Annotated in this window: 20 protein-coding genes; 11 read left to right on the top strand and 9 right to left on the bottom strand. The window is 66.7% G+C overall.

The annotated features are described in order from the left end of the window. Positions 1 to 3: 3 nt before the first annotated feature. From GNX71_RS13205 to GNX71_RS13215, 3 genes are all read right to left on the bottom strand, one after another. On the bottom strand, positions 4 to 741 hold the full coding sequence (locus GNX71_RS13205; RefSeq protein ID WP_206178732.1) for an ABC transporter substrate-binding protein: 738 nt from the start codon (positions 739 to 741) through the stop codon (positions 4 to 6). A gap of 89 nt (positions 742 to 830) precedes the next feature. After that, entirely contained in the window at positions 831 to 1637 is an 807-nt protein-coding gene (locus tag GNX71_RS13210) for a substrate-binding domain-containing protein (RefSeq protein ID WP_206178733.1), read from the bottom strand. Between the two features lie 70 nt (positions 1638 to 1707). Further along, a complete protein-coding gene (locus GNX71_RS13215; protein WP_206178734.1) occupies positions 1708 to 2607 on the bottom strand; it encodes a LysR family transcriptional regulator in 900 nt (299 codons plus the stop codon). Positions 2608 to 2717: 110 nt separating this feature from the next. On the opposite strand from GNX71_RS13215, the gene GNX71_RS13220 reads away from it, so the two are divergent. Continuing rightward, a complete protein-coding gene (locus GNX71_RS13220; protein WP_206178735.1) occupies positions 2718 to 3149 on the top strand; it encodes a VOC family protein in 432 nt (143 codons plus the stop codon). 15 nt (positions 3150 to 3164) lie between these two features. Here the strand turns inward: GNX71_RS13220 and GNX71_RS13225 are convergent, their stop codons facing one another. The 3 genes from GNX71_RS13225 to GNX71_RS13235 form a co-directional block, all read right to left on the bottom strand. Then, complete coding sequence (locus GNX71_RS13225; protein ID WP_206178736.1) at positions 3165 to 3932, bottom strand: TIGR04325 family methyltransferase; 768 nt, start codon at positions 3930 to 3932, stop codon at positions 3165 to 3167. 107 nt (positions 3933 to 4039) lie between these two features. Further along, positions 4040 to 4951 carry a response regulator transcription factor gene (locus tag GNX71_RS13230; protein ID WP_206178737.1) on the bottom strand — a complete coding sequence of 304 codons (912 nt, stop codon included), beginning with the start codon at positions 4949 to 4951 and terminating at the stop codon, positions 4040 to 4042. Then, on the bottom strand, positions 4923 to 8321 hold the full coding sequence (locus GNX71_RS13235) for an ATP-binding protein (RefSeq protein ID WP_241027258.1): 3399 nt from the start codon (positions 8319 to 8321) through the stop codon (positions 4923 to 4925). Before GNX71_RS13235 ends, GNX71_RS13230 begins: the two co-directional genes overlap by 29 nt. A gap of 253 nt (positions 8322 to 8574) precedes the next feature. Here GNX71_RS13235 and urtA point away from each other — a divergent pair, with 253 nt between their 5' ends. The 8 genes from urtA to GNX71_RS13275 all read left to right on the top strand — a co-directional run bounded on the left by urtA (position 8575) and on the right by GNX71_RS13275 (position 15736). Further along, positions 8575 to 9849 (top strand): urea ABC transporter substrate-binding protein, encoded by a 1275-nt coding sequence (urtA, locus tag GNX71_RS13240; RefSeq protein WP_042579130.1) that lies wholly within the window; start codon positions 8575 to 8577, stop codon positions 9847 to 9849. 154 nt (positions 9850 to 10003) lie between these two features. After that, on the top strand, positions 10004 to 10918 hold the full coding sequence (gene urtB, locus GNX71_RS13245) for an urea ABC transporter permease subunit UrtB (protein WP_206178739.1): 915 nt from the start codon (positions 10004 to 10006) through the stop codon (positions 10916 to 10918). A 31-nt stretch (positions 10919 to 10949) separates the two neighbouring features. Beyond that, on the top strand, positions 10950 to 12152 hold the full coding sequence (urtC, locus tag GNX71_RS13250) for an urea ABC transporter permease subunit UrtC (protein ID WP_206178740.1): 1203 nt from the start codon (positions 10950 to 10952) through the stop codon (positions 12150 to 12152). Positions 12153 to 12167: 15 nt separating this feature from the next. Further along, on the top strand, positions 12168 to 12911 hold the full coding sequence (urtD, locus tag GNX71_RS13255) for an urea ABC transporter ATP-binding protein UrtD (RefSeq protein ID WP_206178741.1): 744 nt from the start codon (positions 12168 to 12170) through the stop codon (positions 12909 to 12911). Positions 12912 to 12926: 15 nt separating this feature from the next. After that, positions 12927 to 13616 carry an urea ABC transporter ATP-binding subunit UrtE gene (gene urtE, locus GNX71_RS13260; protein ID WP_206179459.1) on the top strand — a complete coding sequence of 230 codons (690 nt, stop codon included), beginning with the start codon at positions 12927 to 12929 and terminating at the stop codon, positions 13614 to 13616. A 24-nt stretch (positions 13617 to 13640) separates the two neighbouring features. After that, positions 13641 to 14873, top strand: coding sequence for a formamidase (gene fmdA, locus GNX71_RS13265; protein WP_206178742.1), 1233 nt, complete (start codon positions 13641 to 13643; stop codon positions 14871 to 14873). A 16-nt stretch (positions 14874 to 14889) separates the two neighbouring features. Continuing rightward, complete coding sequence (locus GNX71_RS13270; protein WP_206178743.1) at positions 14890 to 15234, top strand: zinc ribbon domain-containing protein; 345 nt, start codon at positions 14890 to 14892, stop codon at positions 15232 to 15234. A gap of 151 nt (positions 15235 to 15385) precedes the next feature. After that, positions 15386 to 15736, top strand: a complete 351-nt coding sequence (locus GNX71_RS13275; RefSeq protein WP_206178744.1) for an alpha/beta hydrolase — start codon at positions 15386 to 15388, stop codon at positions 15734 to 15736. Between the two features lie 88 nt (positions 15737 to 15824). Here GNX71_RS13275 and GNX71_RS13280 read toward each other — a convergent pair whose 3' ends face one another. Together GNX71_RS13280 and GNX71_RS13285 are read right to left on the bottom strand one after the other, a co-directional pair. Continuing rightward, entirely contained in the window at positions 15825 to 17450 is a 1626-nt protein-coding gene (locus tag GNX71_RS13280) for a phospholipase D family protein (protein ID WP_206178745.1), read from the bottom strand. Positions 17451 to 17658: 208 nt separating this feature from the next. Beyond that, positions 17659 to 18342: an SAM-dependent methyltransferase gene (locus GNX71_RS13285; protein ID WP_206178746.1), complete on the bottom strand. Its 684-nt coding sequence runs from the start codon at positions 18340 to 18342 to the stop codon at positions 17659 to 17661. 117 nt (positions 18343 to 18459) lie between these two features. On the opposite strand from GNX71_RS13285, the gene GNX71_RS13290 reads away from it, so the two are divergent. Next, entirely contained in the window at positions 18460 to 19389 is a 930-nt protein-coding gene (locus GNX71_RS13290; protein WP_241027259.1) for a MurR/RpiR family transcriptional regulator, read from the top strand. Here GNX71_RS13290 and GNX71_RS13295 read toward each other — a convergent pair. Next, positions 19326 to 20195 carry an HAD-IIA family hydrolase gene (locus tag GNX71_RS13295; protein WP_206178747.1) on the bottom strand — a complete coding sequence of 290 codons (870 nt, stop codon included), beginning with the start codon at positions 20193 to 20195 and terminating at the stop codon, positions 19326 to 19328. The two genes, GNX71_RS13290 and GNX71_RS13295, sit on opposite strands and share 64 nt — an antisense overlap. 208 nt (positions 20196 to 20403) lie before the next feature. On the opposite strand from GNX71_RS13295, the gene GNX71_RS13300 reads away from it, so the two are divergent. Beyond that, positions 20404 to 21339, top strand: a complete 936-nt coding sequence (locus GNX71_RS13300) for a phosphate/phosphite/phosphonate ABC transporter substrate-binding protein (protein WP_206178748.1) — start codon at positions 20404 to 20406, stop codon at positions 21337 to 21339. The last annotated feature ends 7 nt before the right edge of the window (positions 21340 to 21346 follow it).

Here is a 21346-nt window from a genome sequence, read left to right on the forward strand (position 1 = left end):
GCGTCAGGCCGCAGGCGCGACGATCGCGCCTTCGATGCGGTGGCGTTTCAGCGCATCGGCGACGAAGCCGCTCGCCTTCATCTCTTCGACGAAGGCGGCGAGCAGCGCCTGCGCGTCGGCACCGCGGCTGGCCGGCGTGCCCATGGCCTGCTGGATCACCATGAAGCGGCCCGGCAGCACGCGCACGCCCGGTGCGCGCTGCGCCTCGCCTTCGAGCAGCTGGCGAATGCCGGCCGCCACTTCGACCTGGCCTGTGCGCAGCGCGGCCAGCGCGGGGCCGGCGCCTTGCAGCCGAACGATCTCGGCGTGCTTGATTTCGCGCGTGAGGAACAGGTCGTAGGCACTGCCCGATCCGACCGAGATGCGATGGCCCTCGGCATCGACCTGTGCGTTGTCGGTCAGTGCCGACGATGCGGGCACGAGGTAGCTGCCCTCGATCAGCACGTAGGGCGCGGTGAAGCGCAGGCCTTCGCTGCGCGCGGGATCGATGGCGAAGAAGCCGATGTCGGCCTTCTCGTTCTTCACCGCATCGACCGAGGCCGCGGCCTTCTCGAACACGACGAGCTCGATGCCCACGCCAAGGCGCCGCGCGAACTCGCGCGCGAGATCGATCGACACGCCCACCGGCTCGCCGCTCGCGGCGTCCTTGTTGGCGAGGATCGGGTTGCCGAGGTTGATCGAGGCGCGCAGCGTGCCGTTGGGCGCGAAGGCGGAAACAAGGGCGGGGGAAGGCTGGGTCATGGCGTCCGTTCGTCGGAAGAGGAAGGAGAGATGGGCAACAGTTTACGAGTGCCGGCATGCGGCGAACCTTCATCCGGCCAACGTGCCGATCAACGCGCCGTCAGCGGCTCCAGCCCGGTCTTCGCGATGGTGGGCGCGGCCGCCGGCGAGTTGAGATAGCGGATCAGCTGTCGCGCCGCATCGGGCTGCTTCGACGCGGTGGCGATGCCGGCCGAGAACACCGTGTTCTGCTGCACCTCGGCGGGCAGCGGGCCGATGTAGTCGATGCCCGCGACGGGCAGCAGCTCGCTCACCTGCTGCAGGCCCAGCGCTGCGTCGCCGCGCGCGACGACGGTGCCGACGCGCTCGCTCAGGATGCGCTTGCTCTTGGGTTTCACCTGATCTTCGATGCCGAGCTTCTTGAGCAGCTCGGTCTCGTAGTAGGTGCCGCTCGCGCTGGCCGAGTAGGCGATCGACGGTGCCGCGATCAGCGTGCGCTTGAGCGCATCGACGGTGCTGATGTCCGGCTTGGGCGCGCCCTTGCGCACCGCGAACCCGATGGCCGAGCGCACGAGGTCGACCTGGCTGCCCGCCACCACCTTGCCCTTGGCGACGAGGTCGTCGAGTGCCGGCCGCGCGAGGATCACGACGTCGACGGGTTCGTTGCGCGCGAGGCGGCTCGGGATCGAGTCCTGCGCGTTGCCCATCGAGGCGCCGTAGGCCGTCTTCACCGTGCGGCCGCTGCTGCGTTCGAACTCGGGGCGCAGTTCGTTGTACGCGGCGGTGAAGCCGCCCGAGGTCATGACGTGGATGTCGCCGGCGGCCGGCTTGTTGCCGAAGCTGCCGCAACCGGCGAGCGCGAGGGCCGCGACGAGCGGGAGTGCGGCGCGGCGGGTGAGAAAGGAAAGGGGCTTCACGATGTCTCCTGGAGGAAGAGGGCGGCAGCGTGGGCGCTGCCTGCCGTTGCCATCGTAGAGGCCGGAGCTGTCAATCGGCCTTCAGGGATTTAATGGTTACTACGGAGCGAGCGGCTTCCTCCAGGCACTGCGCAAGCTGAGCGACCACCGGCGACCCGGCTCGCGGCTTGCGCTGGAGCAGGCCGACTTCGCGATGGAATGTGTGCTCGCCGAGCGACAGCGTGCGAACGCCGGGCGGCAGCGGCAGATGCGCTTCGACCAGCGGGACGAGGCCGACGCCCAGCCCCTTCGCGGCGAGGTGGATGAGGGCGGGAATCTCGTCCACCTCGACGGAGTCGTTCACCTGCAGCCCTTCGCGCCGCAGGAACCGCTCGACCATCCGCCCGCCGAACGAGGCGCGGTCGTAGCGGAGAAAGGGCTGCTGCTGCAGCAGCATGCGCCAATCCTTTCCGGGCACGTCCGCCGGCACGATCAGCACGTAGGGCTCCTGCACCAGCGGCTGCCACGACAGGTCGGGAAGCAGGCCGAAGGGCGGCCGGATGATCACTGCCGCATCGATGCTGCCCGCATCCAGGTCGTCCATCAGCCGCATCGACACGCCGGGCGAGACGTGCACGCGCAGCAGCGGCAGGCTCTTCCGCAGCCGCGAAAGCGCCCGCGCAACCAGCGTCGGCTGTGCCGAGGCGATGGCGCCGATGCGCAGCAACCCGCGGTTCGCGGCGTCGTCGGGCAGGTCGCCCAGTTTTGCGTAGAGGGCGCATATCTCCTCGGCGCGCGCCAGCGTGGTCTCTCCTGCGGCATTCAAGGTGGCGGAGCGCCCCGTCCTGTCGAAGAGCGCGAAGCCCAGGCTGTCCTCGAGGCGCTTGATCTGGCTGCTGACCGCCGATTGCGTGAGGCCGATGCGCTCGCCCGCCGCGGCGAAGGTGCCGTGGCGGCAAACGGTGATGAAGGTCTGGAGTTCGTTGATCATGGTTGAATCATCGAAATTATTGGGGCTCAGCGAGGAAATATATCGCTTTCGGTTATGAGACTCGTTGCCTAAAGTCTCGGCATCCCGATCCCTTCAATGCGACGAATCCCATGAGCATCCCCCACACACGCATCCCTTTTCACCTGGCCTTCCCCGTTCGCGACATCGCCGAAGCCCGCGCGTTCTACGGCGAACTGCTCGGATGTCCCGAGGGCCGCAGCGCGCCGCAGTGGGTCGACTTCGATTTCTACGGGCACCAGATCGTGGCGCATCTCGCGCCCGACGAATGCGGCCACAAGGCCCTGAGCGCTGTCGACGGCCACGACGTCCCCGTGCGCCACTTCGGCGCGATCCTTCCGCTGGACCAATGGCAGTCGCTGGCCGACAAGCTCGTCGCGCGCGGAACGAAGTTCGTGATCGAGCCCTACATCCGCTTCAAGGGCGAGCCGGGCGAACAGGCGACGATGTTCTTTCTCGATCCCTCGGGCAATGCGATCGAGATGAAGTCGTTCGCGAACCTGGATTCGTTGTTCGCGGTCTGAGAGCCGAGGGCAGCCTCAGGCCAGGTCGAAACAGCAGCCCGCGTAGTAGGGCAGGTCCCCGCCATCCACGAACGGCACTTCGATCAGCTTGCCCTCATTGCGCCACACGTCGCGCTTGCGGTAGCCCGAGCGCGTGAGCGTCTGGAGCAGGCCGTCGTGGTGTTCGATGCGGTAGGGGCACACCGCCACGCCGATGCTGTTGAGCGTGTAGATCGTGCGCTCGGGGTGCACGGCTGTCGTGTTCAGAACGATGCGCCGGGGCTTCACGGCCAGCGACGACAGGATCTCGTCGATGCGCACCGTCAGGTACTGCAGGCTGCCCGAGGCATACAGCACGTCGCAGCCGCTGGCTTCGCGGTAGTCGGTGGTGAAGGCGAGCTGGGCGGTCACCTCGCGCTGCTCGGCGACGGCGCGGCCGTTCTCGATCACGCTGGGCACGTCGCACACCGTCCAGCGCAGGCTGTCGGGATAGGTCAGCACGCGGCGGAACGCGTAGTACTTGATGCCGATGTGGCCGCCCAGGTCGAAGATGCGCGTGAGGCCCGCGTCGATCGAACGGCCCAGCCAGAACAGGCCAGGGTAGTCGTAGAAATAGATCTGTGGGCTGTAGAGATTGGCGGCTGCCGCATGGTCGTAGCCGACGGCCTTGGAGGGCGGCGCGCCGGCCTCTGCGGCGGCGAAGCTTTCGAACGAGCCCATGAAGAGGTTCTCGTCCTGGTTGTTCAGGAACTTCTGCCGGTAGGCGGTTTCGGGCGAAGCGTGCGGCAGCAGGTTCGAGAGCATTTCTTTCTCCGGTTTTTTCTGCGTTGATTCGGGCATTCTGCAGAGCAATGCCCGTGCATTCAATGACCGGAAAACCCGGGGTGTAGGTACCCACCCCCTCGGGCAACTCACACCAGTTGCCCGCTCGCCAGTGCCGCCGCGGCCGCACGGGTCTCCACACCCAGCTTCTCGAAGATGTGCTCCAGGTGCTTGTTCACGGTGCGCGGGCTGGTGCCCAGGATCTCGCCGATGTCGCGGTTGGTCTTTCCCTTGGCGAGCCATGACAGCACCTCGGTCTCGCGCGGCGTGAGGGCCGCTTCGGCCAGCCGTGCGGACGAAGCGCCCGCTGCGCCGTCGCGTTGCATCGCGAACAGCAGCATCGTTTCGCCGAGCGCCGCCGCGCCCAGGTTGCGCACCGACAGGCGCATGCCCGTGGCCGTGCCGATGACGATCGCCGCGCCCGGCACGAGCGCCGCCTCGAGCGATTGCGGCAGCAGTCCCGGCGACACCGGGTCTTCGAGCGCATGCAGCCACAGCGCCGCCTGCGGCGAGCGCCACGCGATGCGTCCGCGCGTGTCCACGAACACCACGCCCATGCCGGCCACGTCGACCGCATCGCGCGCCATGCGGGTGATGCGGGCATTGCGCGCGTGCGTGTGGAGCCGCGCCAGCACCTCCTGCGCGCGGATGGGCTTGACCACGTAGTCGACGCCGCCGCACTCGAAGCCTTCGACCACATGCGCGGTTTCCGAAAGGCCCGTCATGAACAGCACCGGAATGTGCGCGAGCGCCGCGTTGGCCTTGATGCGTCGGCAGGTCTCGAAGCCCGAGAGGCCGGGCATCAGGCCGTCGAGCAGGATCGCATCGGGCACCACCAGTTCGAGCCGCTGCAACGCGGCCTCGCCGTCGGCTGCGACCAGCACGGTGTAGCCGCTGGCCTCCAGCGTGTCGCACAGCATGCCCAGGCTGCTGGGGGCGTCGTCCACCACCAGCACCACGGGGCGTTCGGATTCATGGCTGGGCAAGGGGAGTGTCTGCATCTTCTGCCAGTGCGTTGCGGAGGTTGTCGAGTTCGAAACGGGTGACCATGCCGCGCAGCCATGTGCAGGTGGCGGCCGCAGCGGGCGATGCAGCGGCGAGCCGGTCGAGTGCGGTCTGCAGGCCGCGCACATGGCCCATCTGCACGAGGCGCATCAGCTCGGCGCGGTCGTCTTCCGAGAGCACGAGCTGCGGCGGTCGTGCCGCGCTTTCTTCTTCGCTCGCGGGCGGCATCGCGTCGTTGGCTGTCAGCCATTCGAGGCTCAGGTGCCGCTCCAGCGTGGCGATCAGTTCCGACTCGATCACCGGCTTGCCGACGAAGGCCTGGCAACCCGCGGCGCGAAGCCGCTCGGCCTGGTTCTCGAACATGTTGGCCGAGACGATGATGATCGGGATGTCCCCGAAGCCCGAGGCGCGCACCGAGGTGGCGGTCTGCCAGCCGTCCATGTCGTCCATCGTGAGGTCGAGCAGGATGGCCGAGGGCAGTTCCTCGCGCAGGCTGTCGAGGCACTCGGTGCCGCTCGCAGCCTCGCGGATCTCGAAGCCCAGCGGCATCAGCATGCCGGCGAGCATCTGGCGCTGCACGGGCTGGTCGTCCACCACGAGCAGCGTGCGGCGTGCGCCGATGTAGCCCGACACCGGCTGCCGGAAGGCACCGCCCCTGGCTTGCGGGCCCGGGTCGGTCACCTCGCGCAGGTACACGCGCACGCTGAAGGTGCTGCCCGCGGGCGAGGTCTGCGCCAGCACCAGCTCGCCGCCCATCAGTGAAGTCAGCAGTGCGGTGATCGTGAGGCCCAGCCCCGTGCCCGGCTCGCCGCGCCGGCGCCCCGCGGCGCCACGCTCGAAGGGCTCGAAGATGCGCAGGTGGTCCTGCGGCGCGACGCCGATGCCGGTGTCGACCACGTCGAAGCGCAGCACCTCGCGCCGCGCGTCCACATGCAGCGTGACGGTGCCGCTGTCGGTGAAGCGCACCGCGTTCGTCAGCAGGTTGATGAGGATCTGCCGCAGCCACTTGGCATCGGCATGCACCCAGGACGGCAACTGCCCCGCGTGCGTGTAGACGAAGGCCAGGCCCTTGCTCTCCGCCTGCGGCCGCACCATGTGCACGAGCTGGTCGAGAAAGGCGGGCAGCGCGAGCGGCGCCGGCTCCAGCTGCAGGCGGCCCGCCTCGATGCGCGCGAGGTCGAGCAAGCCGTCGATGAGCCCGAGCATGTGCTCGCCGCTGCGGTGGATGGTCTGTACGGCCTCGCGCGGTGGTGCGACGGCATCGCCCTTGAGCAGGATCTGCGAGTAGCCCAGGATGCTGTTGAGCGGCGTGCGCAGCTCGTGCGTCATGCCTGCGACGTAGCGCGTCTTGGCCTGGTTGGCGGCCTCGGCGGCTTCCTTGGCCGTTTGAAGCGCGGCATCGGTGCGGCGGTGGGCTTCGATCTCCAGGGCAAGCAGGTTGTTGTGGCGGTTCGATTCCTCCTGCGCCATCTGCCGGCTCTCGCTGCCCAGCACCACCCACCACGCGGCCACCGCGGCCACCACCGAGAGCAGCGCGAACACTTTCAGGAAGGCCGTGGCCAGGGTCGGGTCGCTGGTGCCCGCGATGGCCTCCTGCGCGTAAACCACGCCGACCACCGTGGCCAGCAGCGCGATCAATGAGGTGGCGACCAGCAGGTAATGCGCCACGCGGAAGTTGAGCCGCGCCGACAGCGCCGGCGGCAGCAGCGCCTGCAGCCAGCCGCTCATCTGCTCGGCGGCGCGCGAGTCGGTCTTGCAGCGGTCGTGGCAGCGCGATTCAAGCGTGCAGCACAGCGAGCAGATCGGTGCGCTGTAGGCCGGGCAGTGCGCCATGTCTTCCGATTCGAAGCTGTTGTCGCACACCGAGCACTTCACGCTCTGGCCCGGCGCCCAGCGGTCGATGTCGGTGCGCGCAAGGTAGTAGCGGCCGCGCGTCTTCCAGGCGAGCAGCGGAGAAACCGCCATGGCCGTTGCAAGCGCGATGAAGGGCGAGAAAGCCTTCGCCCATAGGCCCAGCGCGCCCGAGTACGCGAGCATCGCGAGCGCCGCCGCGACCAGCATCGCGACGAGGCCCACGGGATTGATGTCGTACAGGTGCGCTCGCTTGAACTCGATGGTCTTCGGGCTCCAGCCCATCGGCTTGTTGATGACGAGGTCGGCCACCAGCGCACCCACCCATGCGATGGCGATGTTGCTGTAGAAGCCCAGCACATGCTCCAGCGCGGCGAATACGCCGAGCGCCATCAGCAGGATCGCGATGGCCACGTTGAACACCAGCCACACCACGCGTCCCGGGTGGCTGTGCGTGAGCCGCGCGAAGAAGTTCGACCAGGCCAGCGAACCCGCATAGGCGTTGGTGAGGTTGATCTTCATCTGCGAGACGACCACGAACAGCACCGTGACGCCGAGGATCCACGCCGGATCGCGCAGCACATACGAGAAGCCCGTGAGGTACATCTGCGTCGGCTCGACGGCATGCGCGGCCGGTATCTCGTGCTGCAGCGCGAGGAACGCGAGGAAGGCGCCGCCCATCATCTTGAGCATGCCCGGCACGATCCAGCCCGGGCCCGCGACCAGCACCGCGGTCCACCAGCGGCCGCGGTTGGCGGCGGTCTTCTCGGGCAGGAAGCGCAGGTAGTCGACCTGCTCGCCGATCTGCACCACGAGCGAGAAGGCCACGGTGGCGGCCGCGCCGAACATCAACGGATCGAAGCCGCTGCTGTCGGAGGTGCGGCCCACGAGCCCGGTGAAGTCGGCGTAGAGCTCCGGCTTCTTCACCATCACCGCGATGAAGGGGCAGACGAACAGCACGATCCAGATCGGCTGCGTCCACAGCTGCAATCCCGAGATGAGCGTGATGCCGCGCGCCACCAGCGGAATGATCACGATGGACGACACCAGGTACAGCAGCCACAGCGGCCAGTCCAGGTACATCTGCAGCGCGAGCGCAAGGATGGCCGCCTCCAGCGCGAAGAAGATGAAGGTGAAGCTCGCATAGATCAGCGAGGTGAGCGTGGAGCCCAGGTAGCCGAAGCCCGCGCCGCGGGTGAGCAGGTCCATGTCCACGCCATGCCGCGCCGCGTAGTACGAGATCGGCAGGCCCGTGAGAAAGGTGATGAGCCCCACCACCAGGATGGCCCACAGCGCGTTCGAGAAGCCGTAGCTCAGCGCGATGGCCCCGCCGATGGCCTCCAGCGCGAGGAACGAGGTGGCGCCGAACGCCGCGTTGGCGACGCGGAACTCTGACCACTTGCGAAAGCTGCGCGGCGTGTAGCGCAGCGCGTAGTCCTCCAGCGTCTCGTTCGCGACCCAGGCGTTGTAGTCGCGGCGGATGCGAAAGATCTTCTGTCCGGAGACGGATGTCATGGCGGGTTCTCGCGGCGGCGGTGGCATGGGGCAGGTACAGCAAGAAGCGCTCCCTATGCCGCCTGCCACCGATGGATCACCGATGTCTGGCTCGGGAGTCTGCGGGCAGGGCGGGCTCTCGCCGCTACGTTGAATGACGTATTCGCCGGAACGGAACTGATTTCTAAAGTACCAGCCATGGTGCTCGGGGCACCGTCCGATGCACTGCGATGGTGCGCGGCCACCTCATTTTTCAACCTGCCTGGAGTTCCTGATGTCGCGTGATTCCGATCCTTCCTTCGATGCCCTCGACGCCATGGCCTTGCGCCGCCGCCGCCTGCTGCAGGGCGCCGCCGCCTTGCCCGTGATGGGCCTGAGCGGCCTGAGCTTCGGCCAGTCGCAGTTCCCCACCGCCAAGGTCAACACCACCAAGCTCGCGGTGACTGACACCGAAGTCACGGTGGGCCAGCTGCACTCGTCCACCGGCACCATGGCCATCTCGGAGACCGGCTCGATCCAGGCCGAGCAACTGGCCATCGACCAGATCAACGCCATGGGCGGCGTGCTGGGCCGCAAGATCAAGGTCATCAAGGAAGACGGCGCCTCCGACTGGCCCACCTTCGCCGAGAAGTCGAAGAAGCTGCTGGTCAACGACCACTGCGCGGCCGTATTCGGCTGCTGGACCAGCGCCTCGCGCAAGGCCGTGCTGCCGGTGTTCGAGAAGGAGAACGGCCTGCTGTACTACCCCACCTTCTACGAAGGCCTGGAGCAGAGCAAGAACGTGATCTACACGGGGCAAGAGGCCACGCAGCAGATCATCTGGGGCCTGGACTGGGGCGCGAAGGAGAAGAAGGCCAAGACCTTCTTCCTCGTCGGCTCCGACTACATCTGGCCGCGCACCTCGATGAAGATTGCGCGCAAGCACATCGAGAACTTCCAGAAGGGTTCGGTCAAGGGGGAGGAGTACTACCCGCTGGGCCACACCAACTTCAACTCGCTGATCAACAAGATCAAGGTGGCCAAGCCCGACTGCATCTTCGCGGCCGTGGTGGGCGGCTCGAACGTGGCTTTCTACAAGCAGTTGAAGGCCGCGGGCATCACCGGCGACAAGCAATTCCTGCTGACGCTGGCCGTGACCGAGGACGAGATGACCGGCGTGGGCGGCGAGAACTTCGCGGGCTTCTATTCGTCGATGAAGTACTTCCAGTCGCTGGACAACGAGAACAACAAGAAGTTCGTGGCGGCGTTCAAGGCGAAGTACGGCAAGGACGCGGTGATCGGCGACGTGACGCAGGCGGGCTACCTCGGGCCTTGGCTGTGGAAGGCTGCGGTGGAGAAGGCTGGCAGCTTCGACGTGGACAAGGTGGTGGCGGGTTCGCCGGGCATCGAGCTGAAGACGGCGCCTGAAGGTTACGTGAAGCTGGATGCGAACCACCATCTGTGGAGCAAGGCGCGGATCGGGCAGGGGCAGTTGGACGGCACGTTCAAGGTCGTTGCCGAATCGGCCGAGTTGATCAAGCCGGACCCGTTCCCCAAGGGCTACCAGTAAGCAGCGCGATTTCCCCCCGCCTCGCTCCCTCCCCTCCCGGGGGAGGGCTGGGGTGGGGGCAAGCGGCATCACCACTGGGCACGCTCTGCGCGCCCCCATCCCAACCTTCCCCCGGAAGGGGAAGGAGCAATACCCAACACCTGGAATCTTCGCCATGACTCTGTCGGACATGATGAACATCGGCCTCATGCAGGGCTTCGCGGGGCTGAGCCTCTTCGCGGTGCTGCTGCTCATGGGCCTGGGCCTCGCGATCATCTTCGGCCAGATGGGCGTCATCAACATGGCGCATGGCGAGTTCATGACCATCGGCGCCTATTCGATCTACCTCGCCGCGCAGGTGACGGAGCGGATGGCGCCCGCGTTCATGCCGTACTACTTTCCGATCGCCATCGGCCTGGCGTTCGTGTTCGCCTTCATCGTCGGCTGGATCGTGGAGTGGGTGTTGATTCGCCACCTCTACAAGCGTCCGCTCGACACGCTGCTCGCCACCTGGGGCGTGAGCCTGGGCCTGCAGCAGATCTTCCGCACCTTCATCGGCCCGAAGGAAGTGAGCCCCACGCTGCCCGAATGGATCATGGGCTCGTGGACGCCGCACGAAGGCCTGGACATTCCGATCAACGGCCTCTTCGTGCTCGCGCTCACCGCGCTGGTCACGGGCGGCGTGCTGATCGCGCTGCACAAGAGCCGCTGGGGTCTGCGCGTGCGTGCCACCGTGGCCAATCGAACGATGGCCAACGCGACCGGCATCGACACGATGAAGACAGACCGCCTGACTTTCGCGATCGGCTGCGGCATCGCCGGCATGGCGGGCGCGGCCTTCACCACCATCGGCTCGACCGGGCCGACCTCGGGCTCGCTCTACATCGTCGATGCCTTCCTGGTCGTCACTTTCGGCGGTGCCGCGAGCTTACTGGGCACGGTGGTATCGGCCTTCGGCATTGCGCAGACGCAATCGATCTCCGAGTTCTTCATGACCGGCTCGATGGCCAAGGTGCTGACGCTCTCTTTGATCGTGCTGATCTTGATGATGCGGCCGCAAGGGTTGTTCGCCGTCAAGGTCCGTCGTTGATGAACCCGATTTCTTCCTGGAGAACGTTCCGATGAATTTCATCAAGGCCTCGATCCTGCGCTACCAGCTGGGCAGTCTCCTGCTGCTGGTGCTGCTGCTGGCGGTCGTGCTGCCGCTCTCGCTCGACATCTTTCGCCTGAACCTCGTGGGCAAGTACCTCACCTACGCCTTCGTCGCCGTGGGGCTCGTGATGGTGTGGGGCTACGGCGGCGTGCTGAGCCTGGGGCAAGGTGTGTTCTTCGGCATCGGCGGCTATGCGATGGCGATGTTCCTCAAGCTCGAAGCCTCCGACCCGATCACCACCAAGATCCAGTCGACGCCCGGCATCCCGGACTTCATGGACTGGAACCAGATCACCGAGCTGCCCACGCTGTGGCTGCCGTTCAAGAGCCTGCCGCTGAGCCTCGCGCTGGTGGTGCTCGCGCCGATGGCGCTGGCCTGGCTCGTGAGCTTCGCGATGTTCAAGCGCCGCGTGGGCGGCGTGTACTTCGCGATCATCACGCAGGCGGTGGCGCTGATCTGCACCGTGCTCATCATCGGGCAGCAAGGCTACACGGGCGGCGTCAACGGCATGACGGACCTGAAGACCATGCTGGGCTGGGACACGCGCACCGACGGTGCCAAGTACATCCTGTATTACGTGTGCGTGGGCCTGCTGGTCGCGAGCATCGTGCTGTGCCGCTGGATCCAGACCAGCAAGCTCGGCACGCTGCTGCTGGCCATGCGCGACAAGGAAGACCGGGTGCGCTTCTCGGGCTACGACGTGTCGAACTTCAAGGTCTTCATCTTCTGCCTCGCGGCCGGGCTCTCGGGCATCGGCGGTGCGATGTTCGCGCTGCAGGTGGGCTTCATGTCGCCGAGCTTCGTGGGCATCGTTCCCTCCATCGAGATGGTGATCTTCTGCGCGGTCGGCGGGCGCATGAGCCTGGTGGGCGCGGTGTATGGCGCGCTGCTGGTGAATGCAGGCAAGACGCTGTTCTCGGAGAGCTTTCCGGACCTGTGGCTCTTTCTCATGGCGGGGCTCTTCATCGGCGTGACCATGGCTTTCCCGATGGGGCTCGCAGGCCTCTGGGAAGAAAAGATCAAGCCCTGGTGGAAGGGCCGCCGCGAGGCATTGCGCCAGGCCGCGGTGCAGCCGCCGCCCGCCATGCCGATGACGCCATCGACCCCGGTTGCACCTGCCGCATCACCCGAACCCCAACTGCCCGAGGGTGTCGGCAGCCAACGCGCCTGAACCCGGAACACCTTCATGAGCAACACAGACTTCGCGCTCGCCGTGGAAGACCTCACCGTCTCCTTCGACGGCTTCAAGGCCATCGACGACCTGACGCTCTACATCGACAGGAACGAACTGCGCGTGATCATCGGCCCGAACGGCGCCGGCAAGACCACGCTGCTCGACCTGATCTGCGGCAAGACCAAGGCCAGCGCCGGCAGCATCAAGTTCAAGAACACCGAACTCACGAAGATGGCCGAGCACAAGCGGGTGCGGCTGGGCATCGGTCGCAAGTTCCAGACGCCGTCGATCTACGAGAACCTCAGCGTGTTCCAGAACCTGGAGGTGTCTTTTCCGAAAGGACGCTCGGTGTTCGGCGCGCTGGCCTTCAAGTGCGACGACGAGGTCAAGGCCAAGGTACAGGCGGTGGCCGAAGACATCGGCCTGGCCGACAAGCTGCACACCGAGGCGGGCCTCCTGAGCCACGGCCAGAAGCAGTGGCTGGAGATCGGCATGCTGCTGATGCAGGAGCCCGAGCTCCTGATGCTCGACGAGCCCATCGCGGGCATGAGCGCGCGAGAACGCGAACTCACCGCCGACCTGCTCAAGCGCATCTGCCAGAACCGCGCGGTGATCGTCATCGAGCACGACATGGCTTTCGTCAAGCAGATCGCACACAAGGTCACCGTGATGCACCAGGGAAAGATCCTCGCCGAAGGGCCGATGGAGAAGGTGCAGGCCGATCCGAAGGTCATCGACGTCTACCTGGGGCACTGAACCATGAGCAACATCATGCTGAAGGTCGAGGACCTGCACACCGCCTACGGCCAGAGCGAGGCGCTGCACGGCATCTCGTTCGTGGGCCATGCCAATGAAACCGTCGCGATCATGGGCCGCAACGGCATGGGCAAGACCACGCTGTTCAAGAGCCTCATGGGGGTGCTGCCGATCAAGAGCGGGCGCATCGAAGTGGCGGGGCAGGACGTGTCGCGCGACGAGAGCTTTCGCCGCGTGGCCAAGGGCATCGCCTATGTGCCGCAGGGCCGGATGATCTTTCCGACGCTGACGGTGGAAGAGAACATCCAGACGGGCCTGGAGAATTCGAAGACCAGGCGCATTCCCGAAGAGATCTACGCACTGTTTCCTGTGCTCTGGGACATGAAGCGCCGCAAGGGCGGCAACCTCTCGGGTGGGCAGCAACAGCAGCTCGCGATTGCACGCGCGCTCGTCACCGACCCCAAGGTGCTCCTGCTCGACGAGCCCACCGAAGGCATCCAGCCTTCGATCATCAAGGACATCGCCAAGGCGCTCAACGAGATCCGCAAGCTGCGCGGCATCACCATCGTCGTGTCCGAGCAGGTGCTGAGCTTCGCGATGGACGTGGCCGACCGGCTGTTCGTCATCGAAGGCGGCCGGCTCGTTCACGAGACCGCGCGCGACAAGACCGATGTCGATCACATCAAGGCCTATCTCTCTGTCTAACCACAACCCCAGGAGCCACTGCAAATGACGGACACGCTGATCAAGGTCGACCTGACCAAGTCACCCACCGAGAACGAGAACATCCACAACCGCTGGCATCCGGACATCCCGATGGCCTGCTGGGTCAACCCGGGCGACGACTTCATCCTCGAGACCTTCGACTGGACCGGCGGCTTCATCAAGAACAACGACAGCGCCGACGACGTGCGCGACATCGACCTGAGCACGGTGCATTACCTCTCGGGCCCGGTAGGCGTGAAGGGCGCCGAGCCCGGCGACCTGCTGGTGGTCGACCTGCTGGACATCGGCGCCAAGCAGGACAGCCTGTGGGGCTTCAACGGCTTCTTCTCGAAGAAGAACGGCGGTGGTTTCCTCACCGATCACTTTCCCGAGGCGCAGAAATCGATCTGGGACTTCAAGGGCATGTTCACGAGTTCGCGCCACATTCCGGGCGTCAACTTCGCTGGGCTGATCCACCCGGGCCTGATCGGCTGCCTGCCCGACAAGCCGATGCTCGACATGTGGAACGAGCGCGAGAAGGCGCTCATTGCGACCGACCCGGACCGCGTGCCCGGCCTTGCGAATCCGCCGTTCGCCGGCACCGCCCACATGGGCAAGATGACCGGCGAAGCACGCGCCAAGGCCGCCGCCGAGGGCGCGCGCACCGTGCCGCCGCGCGAGCACGGCGGCAACTGCGACATCAAGGACCTGTCGCGCGGATCGAAGGTGTTCTTCCCCGTGTATGTCGACGGCGCGGGCCTGAGCGTGGGCGACCTGCACTTCAGCCAGGGCGACGGCGAGATCACCTTCTGCGGCGCCATCGAGATGGCGGGCTGGGTGCACATGAAGGTCACGCTCATCAAGGGCGGCATGGCCAAGTACGGCATCAAGAACCCGATCTTCAAGCCCAGCCCGATCACCCCGCAATACAACGACTACCTGATCTTCGAAGGCATCTCGGTCGACGAGAGCGGCAAGCAGCATTACCTCGACGTGAACGTGGCCTATCGCCAGGCCTGCCTCAATGCCATCGAGTACCTGAAAAAATTCGGTTACTCGGGTGCGCAGGCCTATTCGATCCTGGGCACGGCGCCGGTGCAGGGCCACATCAGCGGCGTGGTCGACGTGCCGAATTCATGCGCCACGCTGTGGCTGCCCACGGGCATCTTCGACTTCGACATCAACCCGAACGCCTCGGGCCCGATGAAGATGATCGACGGCAGCATCGACATGCCGCTGTCGCACGACCTGCGCTGAAGAAGAAAAAGCAGACATGCCGACCTACGACTATGCCTGCGGGCAGTGCGGCGGCTTCGACGCGCTGCGGCCTTCGGGCCAGCGCGACGAGCCGGCCGCGTGCCCCGACTGCGGATGCGCCTCGCCGCGTGTACTTTCGGCCGCACCGCGGCTCGCGCTGATGGCTTCCGGCACGCGCAGTGCGATGGAGACCAACGAGCGCGCGCAGCATGAGCCCGGGAGTTCGCGTGACTACGCGCGCTTCAAGCATCCGGCGGGCTGCGGCTGCTGCTCGGGATCGTCCCGCCGCAGCGCGACGGTGACCGCGCCGAGCGGTGCGAAGTCGGCGCCGTCGAAGCGGCCGTGGATGATTTCGCACTAGTGCTGTGCTAGCAAATCGGGGCGCACCGCGGTTTGGTGCAAACCCCGATTGTTTCAATCTCGTGAACGCCGCGATTCCTTTTGCAGCGGTTTTTTGGAGGGCTTGAGGATCACACTTCATCTCACCAACCAACCGATTGAAGGAGATTGAAATGAATGCCTCGAAGATCCTCGCTGCTGCTGCTCTCTCGCTCCTGGCTGCCGCCGGTGCGCAAGCAGAAACCTATGACGGCGTGCACACCGTGAACTCGTCGGTGTCGCGTGCAGAAGTCGCTTCGCAAGCCGTTGTCGCCGCTCGTGCCGGCAACGAATACAGCGACGGTGCCACCGCCGGTGCGCAACCCTTCACCTCGACCGCCAACCGCGCGACCATCCAGGCTGAAGCCGTTGCCAAGGCCCACGATCCGTTCGCGAGCCTTGACCGCCGCGCTTACTACCGCGACGAAGTGCCTGCTGCCTACAAGAAGCCCAGCGTGTCGTTCACGCGCCAAGCCGGCCTCTGATCCGATCGCTCTGATCGGCAGCATGAAGAACGGGCCCTCGGGCCCGTTTTTTCGTTTCTGCCGCTGACCGGGTTTCAGGCCCCGGGCCTCACAGCAGCGACTCCGGAATCAACAGCGACTGGATGTAGAGCTTCATCCGCATCGACAGATCGGCCCCCGGCTCGCTGTCGGACACCTTCACGGGTTGCGGACCATCGACCCGCCACCATTCGAGTTCGAAGCGGCTGCCGGGCTTGAGCTTCACCTGGTAGGACGCGTGGTCCTTCAGCTGTTGCAGGAAATCGTGCGCTTCCTTCGCGAGCGGCGGGCTGTCGATGAGCAGGCCGAACTCGGTGTTCAGCGCGGCGGAGCGCGGGTCCATGTTCACCGAGCCGATGAAGAGCCGGCGGTTGTCGATCACCGCGGCCTTGGTGTGCAGCCGGATGCGCGTGCCCTCGCCGATGTTGCCGGCGAACAGGGTGCGGCTCGGGTCGGGATGGATCTCGAAGATCTCGACGCCCGCACGCAGCAGATTGTCGCGATAGCGTCGGTAGCCGGTATGCACCACCGGTTCGTCGGTGGCGGCGAGCGAGTTGGTGATGAGGCTCATGCGCACGCCCCGGCGGACATTGCTCTCCATGCCTTCGAGGGCCAGGGGGCCGGGCACGAGATAGGGCGAGGAGATCAGCACCTCCTCGCGCGCGCCGTCCAGTGCCTCGCTCAGCAGGCGGCGGCTGCTGTCGAGCAGGGCGCCGCTGGGCAGGCGGGCGGGTTCGGGCTCGCCCCAGGCCTTGGCCGGAGAGTCAGCAAAGGCCTGCGCCGTGCCGGGCACCAGCTTCACGCGGCCGGCCGCCAGCTCGTCGCCGATGGTCACGCGGCCCAGCGGGTCCACGTTGCGAAAGGGCACGGGCTCGGGCGTGTCGGCGCCGTCCACGGCGGTGTCGAAGGCGCTGCGCAATGATTCGGGGGCCTGCGTGGGCCGCAGCACCGACGCGGCGGTGCGCACCTGGGGGGCGTTCCAGTAAGCGTCGAACACGTCTGACATCTGCGGCACCACGGCGCCGGCGACAAGCACGTCGTAGTCGAAGAAGTTCGAGTCGGTGCCGCGCATGAAGTACTCGTCGCCGAGGTTGCGCCCGCCGGCCACCGCGAGCACGCCGTCGGCCACGAAGAGCTTGTTGTGCATGCGGCGATTCACGCGGGCAAAGTCGAAGAGCGCGGCCGCGAAGCGCGCGGCCTGCCCGCCGCGCGTCGGGAAGGGATTGAACAGGCGCACCTCGATGTTCGGATAGGCGCCCACGCCGTCGAGCAGCGCTTGCACCTCCTCGGTGTAGAGGTCGTCCACCAGCAGCCGCACCCGCACGCCGCGCCGGGATGCATCGCGCAATTCGCGCAGCACCAGGCGGCCGGTGGCGTCGTTGTGCAGGTGGTAGTACTGCAGGTCGAGCGAGCGGCGGGCGCCGCGCAGGAGGGCAAGCCGGGTGTCCATGCTCGCCAGGCCGAGCATCAGGCGGAAACCGCTCGCGCCCGGCTCGGCGCCGGCCATCGAGGCGGTGGCGATGCGGTCGAGCGGCGTGGCCGGACCCTGGACGGGCAGGGCGGTGGCGTGGCTGCGCGCCCCCTCGTCCGGCAGGGTGGCGCACCCGGCCAGTGCGAGTGCGGCAAATGCGGCGACGATGGCGGGCGCGCCTCGGCGCAGCCATCCATGGAATCTGCTGGTTCTCTGTTGCTTCATGGCGCCCCCTGTGGACCGATCGGATTCTGCCTCCGGCGCCAGGTGCTCAGAAGGTGTGAATGAATTCGGCGTGCCCGAGCAGCCCGCCCAGGCGCGCCCGATCAAGGCGCAAAGCGCAGCCATAGCTCGGGCTATGGCGAGCATTTGCAACGCCGAGCGGGTGTGCCTGGGCGGGATGAGCGGGCATGGCGGATTCGTTCACACCTTCTCAGGTGTCGATGCGCCGATAGGTCAGCAGCCGCCCCCGGTACGCCACGCGGCCCACCGCGGCGCGCTGATCGAGCCGCTCCTCGCACATTCCAAAGCCTTCATCGGCCATCTGCCGGTTGAAGGCGGGGCGGTTGCCGCGGTCGGGGTCCACGATCCACACTTGTGCGGCCGGGCTCGCGTGGCGTCCGATGTAGGCTGCCAGCAGGCCTCCGGCATCGCGCTCGTACAGGAGGTCGCTGCCGATGATGAGGTCGAACACGCCGTGCACATCGCCCTCGGCCCCCGTCTCGCGCATGCCCCAGTGCCCGCGCCGGTACTTCATCGGCGCCAGCGCGTTGAGCCGGATGTTCTCCAGCAGGAAGCCCGCCGTCAGCGGATGGCAGTCGCTCGCGGTCATGTCGTTGCCGCGGCGGTGGCCGACCAGGCTGGCGAGTGCGAGGCCGCAGCCGATCTCCAGCACGCGCGCGCCGGTCACCACGGGGTGCGTGGCCATGCGCGCGGCCAGTTGCGCGCCCGAGGGCCAGAGCAGCCCGAACATCGGCCACGCCGCCGAAGAGATGCCTTGCGCGGCCGCGGCGCCCAGCGGGTCGGCGTACTGCTGGCGGTCGAGCAGCGACCGGATGACCAGGTCATCGGCACCCGCGATGGCGATGCGTTCCAGCTTGATTCGGTAGCCCGGCATCGGAAGGGGTGCGGGGCCTCGCGGGCGAGGCCTCGAAGCAGCAAAGGAAGGCCCAGTATGCGCGCCGGCCGCGCGGGCGCATGAAACCGCCATCGTGGCCGGGTAAGCTCGCGGCCCATGAAGCGCAACAGCAGCAACAGCACCCCCCGATCCGCCAGCCCCAAGGCCACCGGCATGCCGCCGCCCGAGTTGCCGGAAGGCCAGGTCTCGGCAGTGCTGGCGCGCATCGAGACGCTGTGGTCGTCGCTCGGCCCCGTGGGCCAGCGCATCGCCGACTTCATCGTGAAGAACCCGCGCGAGGTGGTCCACATGTCGGTGAGCGAGGTGGCCGAGCGCACTGGCTCCAGCGAAGGCAGCATCGTGGGCCTGTGCAAGAACCTCGGCGCCACCGGCTTCCAGCAGATCAAGATCGCGCTCGCACAGGAGATCGTGCAGCCGGTGCAGTTCATCCACGAAGACCTCGATCCGCAGGACAAGGCCGATGCGGTGATCCGCAAGATCTTCCAGAGCAATGTGCAGACGCTGCGCGACACGCAGGCCACGCTCGACGCGAAGGCGATGGAGCGCGCGGTCAAGCTGTTCCGCGCCGCCGGGCGCATCGAGATCTACGGCATCGGCAGTTCGGCCACCATCGCCGAAGACGCCCACTACCGCATGCTGCGCATCGGCCTGAACGCCAAGGTCGTGGTCGATTCGCATGTGCAGGCCATCAGCGCCTCGCTCACCGATCCGAAGGTGGCGGTGCTCACGATCTCGCATTCGGGCAGCACGCACGAAACCGTCACGGCCACGCGGCTGGCCAAGGAGGCGGGCGCCGCGACGGTGTGCATCACCAACTTCGGCAAGTCGCCGATCCAGGCCTTTGCCGACGTGGTGCTGTTCACCATGGCGCGCGAAACCAGCTTTCGCACCGAGGCGATGACCAGCCGGCTCGCGCAGCTGGCGATCATCGACGTGCTGATCGCCTGCCTGGCGCTCTCGGACTACGACACCTCGGTGCGCACGTTGCGCCAGACCTTCGACGTGCTCTCGCTCAAGAGGTACTGAGGCGATTTTTCTTCGGTCGCGGCGACCGAAGAAGAGGGCCTGAACAGCCCGGCCACGGTGGGCGCGACCGCACCCGGTGCCTGGCCCACCAGCAGGCAGGCCATGCCGAGCCGCGCGGCGCCCTCGGCATCGGTGAGCGGGTTGTCGCCGATGACCACGGTGCTGGCGGCCTCCGCGCCCAGGCGGCGCAGGCCTTCCTCGAACAGCAGCGGCGCGGGCTTGCCGATCACGCGCCACGGCTGCACGCCGCTTGCGGCGATCACCGCCGCGAGCAGCGAACCTGTCTCGGGCACCACGCGGCCTTGCGGACCGGGGTGCGTGGCATCGGCATTGGTCACCATCAGCTTGGCGCCGCGCAGCAGTTCGTTCGCGGCGGCGGCCAGGCGTGCGTGGCTGAAGTGCATGTCGAGCGCGAGCAGTACGAAGTCGGCGCCCGACTGCACCAGGTCGCATCCCTCGGCACGCGCAAAGCGCTGCAGGGCGATGCTCCCGATCAGCAGCACGCGCGCACCGGGGTGCTGCTGCGCCAGCTGCCGCACCGCCAGCTCGCCGGCCAGCACGATGCGCCCGGGCGGCACGCGCAGGCCCAGTCGGCGCAAGCGTTGCGCAAGGCCTTGCGCCGTGTGCGTGGAGTTGTTGGAAACGATGGCGTAGCGGTCGTGAAAGTGCGCGAGCAGCCCGGCTGCGCCGTCGATCGCTTCCTGCTGGCGCACCAGCGTGCCGTCGAGATCGACGAGCAGGTGGCGGGCCTGGGTGAGCCATTCGCCGTTCTCTGTTGCGCTTCCTGTCGCTGTTGCTGTTGCCATTGCTGTCTTGAAATTCGTGCTCATGGATCTCCGGTATCGGCCGACCGGTATCTCGGCCATGGCGGCGGATTGTATTGAACATTGCTCAGTGAATTGCTAATTTTGTACTGAGCTAACTTCATTTTCCTGTCATCTTTGGTTTCTAAGCTCACCGGCATCCGAGCGATGAACCCGCTCGCCACCCCGATCCGAAACCGAGGAACCGATCATGAAAAAGCTCCTGGCCGTCGCGGCCGCCGCACTCTCGCTGACCGCAGCGTTTTCCCTCCCGGCGCATGCGCAATCCGTGGCCGACGGCTCGCGCGAGCACCCCCTGCGCGTGCTGCTGATTCCCGCCGACGGCGGCACCGAGTCGGGCACCAAGGCCGACTACGCGCCCGTCTTCAACGCCATCACCCGCACCACCGGCCTGAACTTCGACCTGAAGGTCGGCCAGTCGTACGGCGCCGTGGTCGAGGGCATGTGCAACCAGCTCGCCGACATCGCCTTCTTCGGCCCCGTGTCGTACGTGCAGGCCCACAAGCGCGGCTGCGCGCAACTGCTGGCCGTGGGCGTGGAGAAGGGCGCCTCGGTGTACTACGCCGGCATGTTTGCCAAGGCCAATGCGCCCATCGCCTCCATCAAGGACGTGAAGGGCAAGCGCGTGGCCTTCGGCGACGTCAACTCGGCGTCGAGCTTCACCTTCCAGGTCGCGATGCTGATGGACGCGGGCATGGACCCCGCCAAGGACCTCTCGGCCATCCGCATGACCGGCAGCCACGCCAGCAGCCTGGCCGCGCTGGTGCAGGACCAGGTGGACGTCGCCTCGCTGTCGTTCGACTCGTACGAGAAGGCCGTCAAGCAGGGCGCGGTCGACCCGAAGACCATGAAGGTCATCGCCAGGAGCATGGCCATTCCGTACCCGCCGCTCGCGCTCAATTCCAAGCTGCCCGAGCCGCTGAAGGCCAAGCTCAAGGACGCCTTCCAGACGGTGAACAAGGCCCCCGGCATCACGCCCGACATGATCCGCGGCTACGGCGGCGGCAAGATCGACGGCTACGACACCAAGTTCTCGGAAGACGAGTTCAACGTCGCCGCCGAAAAGCTCGGCCTTTTGACCGACGAGCTCAAGGGCCGCATCCTCGCCAAGGCCGCGGAGCGTTGAGCACGGC

Origin of the sequence: Variovorax sp. RKNM96 (assembly GCF_017161115.1) — a bacterium.
Classification (GTDB): Bacteria; Pseudomonadota; Gammaproteobacteria; order Burkholderiales; family Burkholderiaceae_C; genus Variovorax.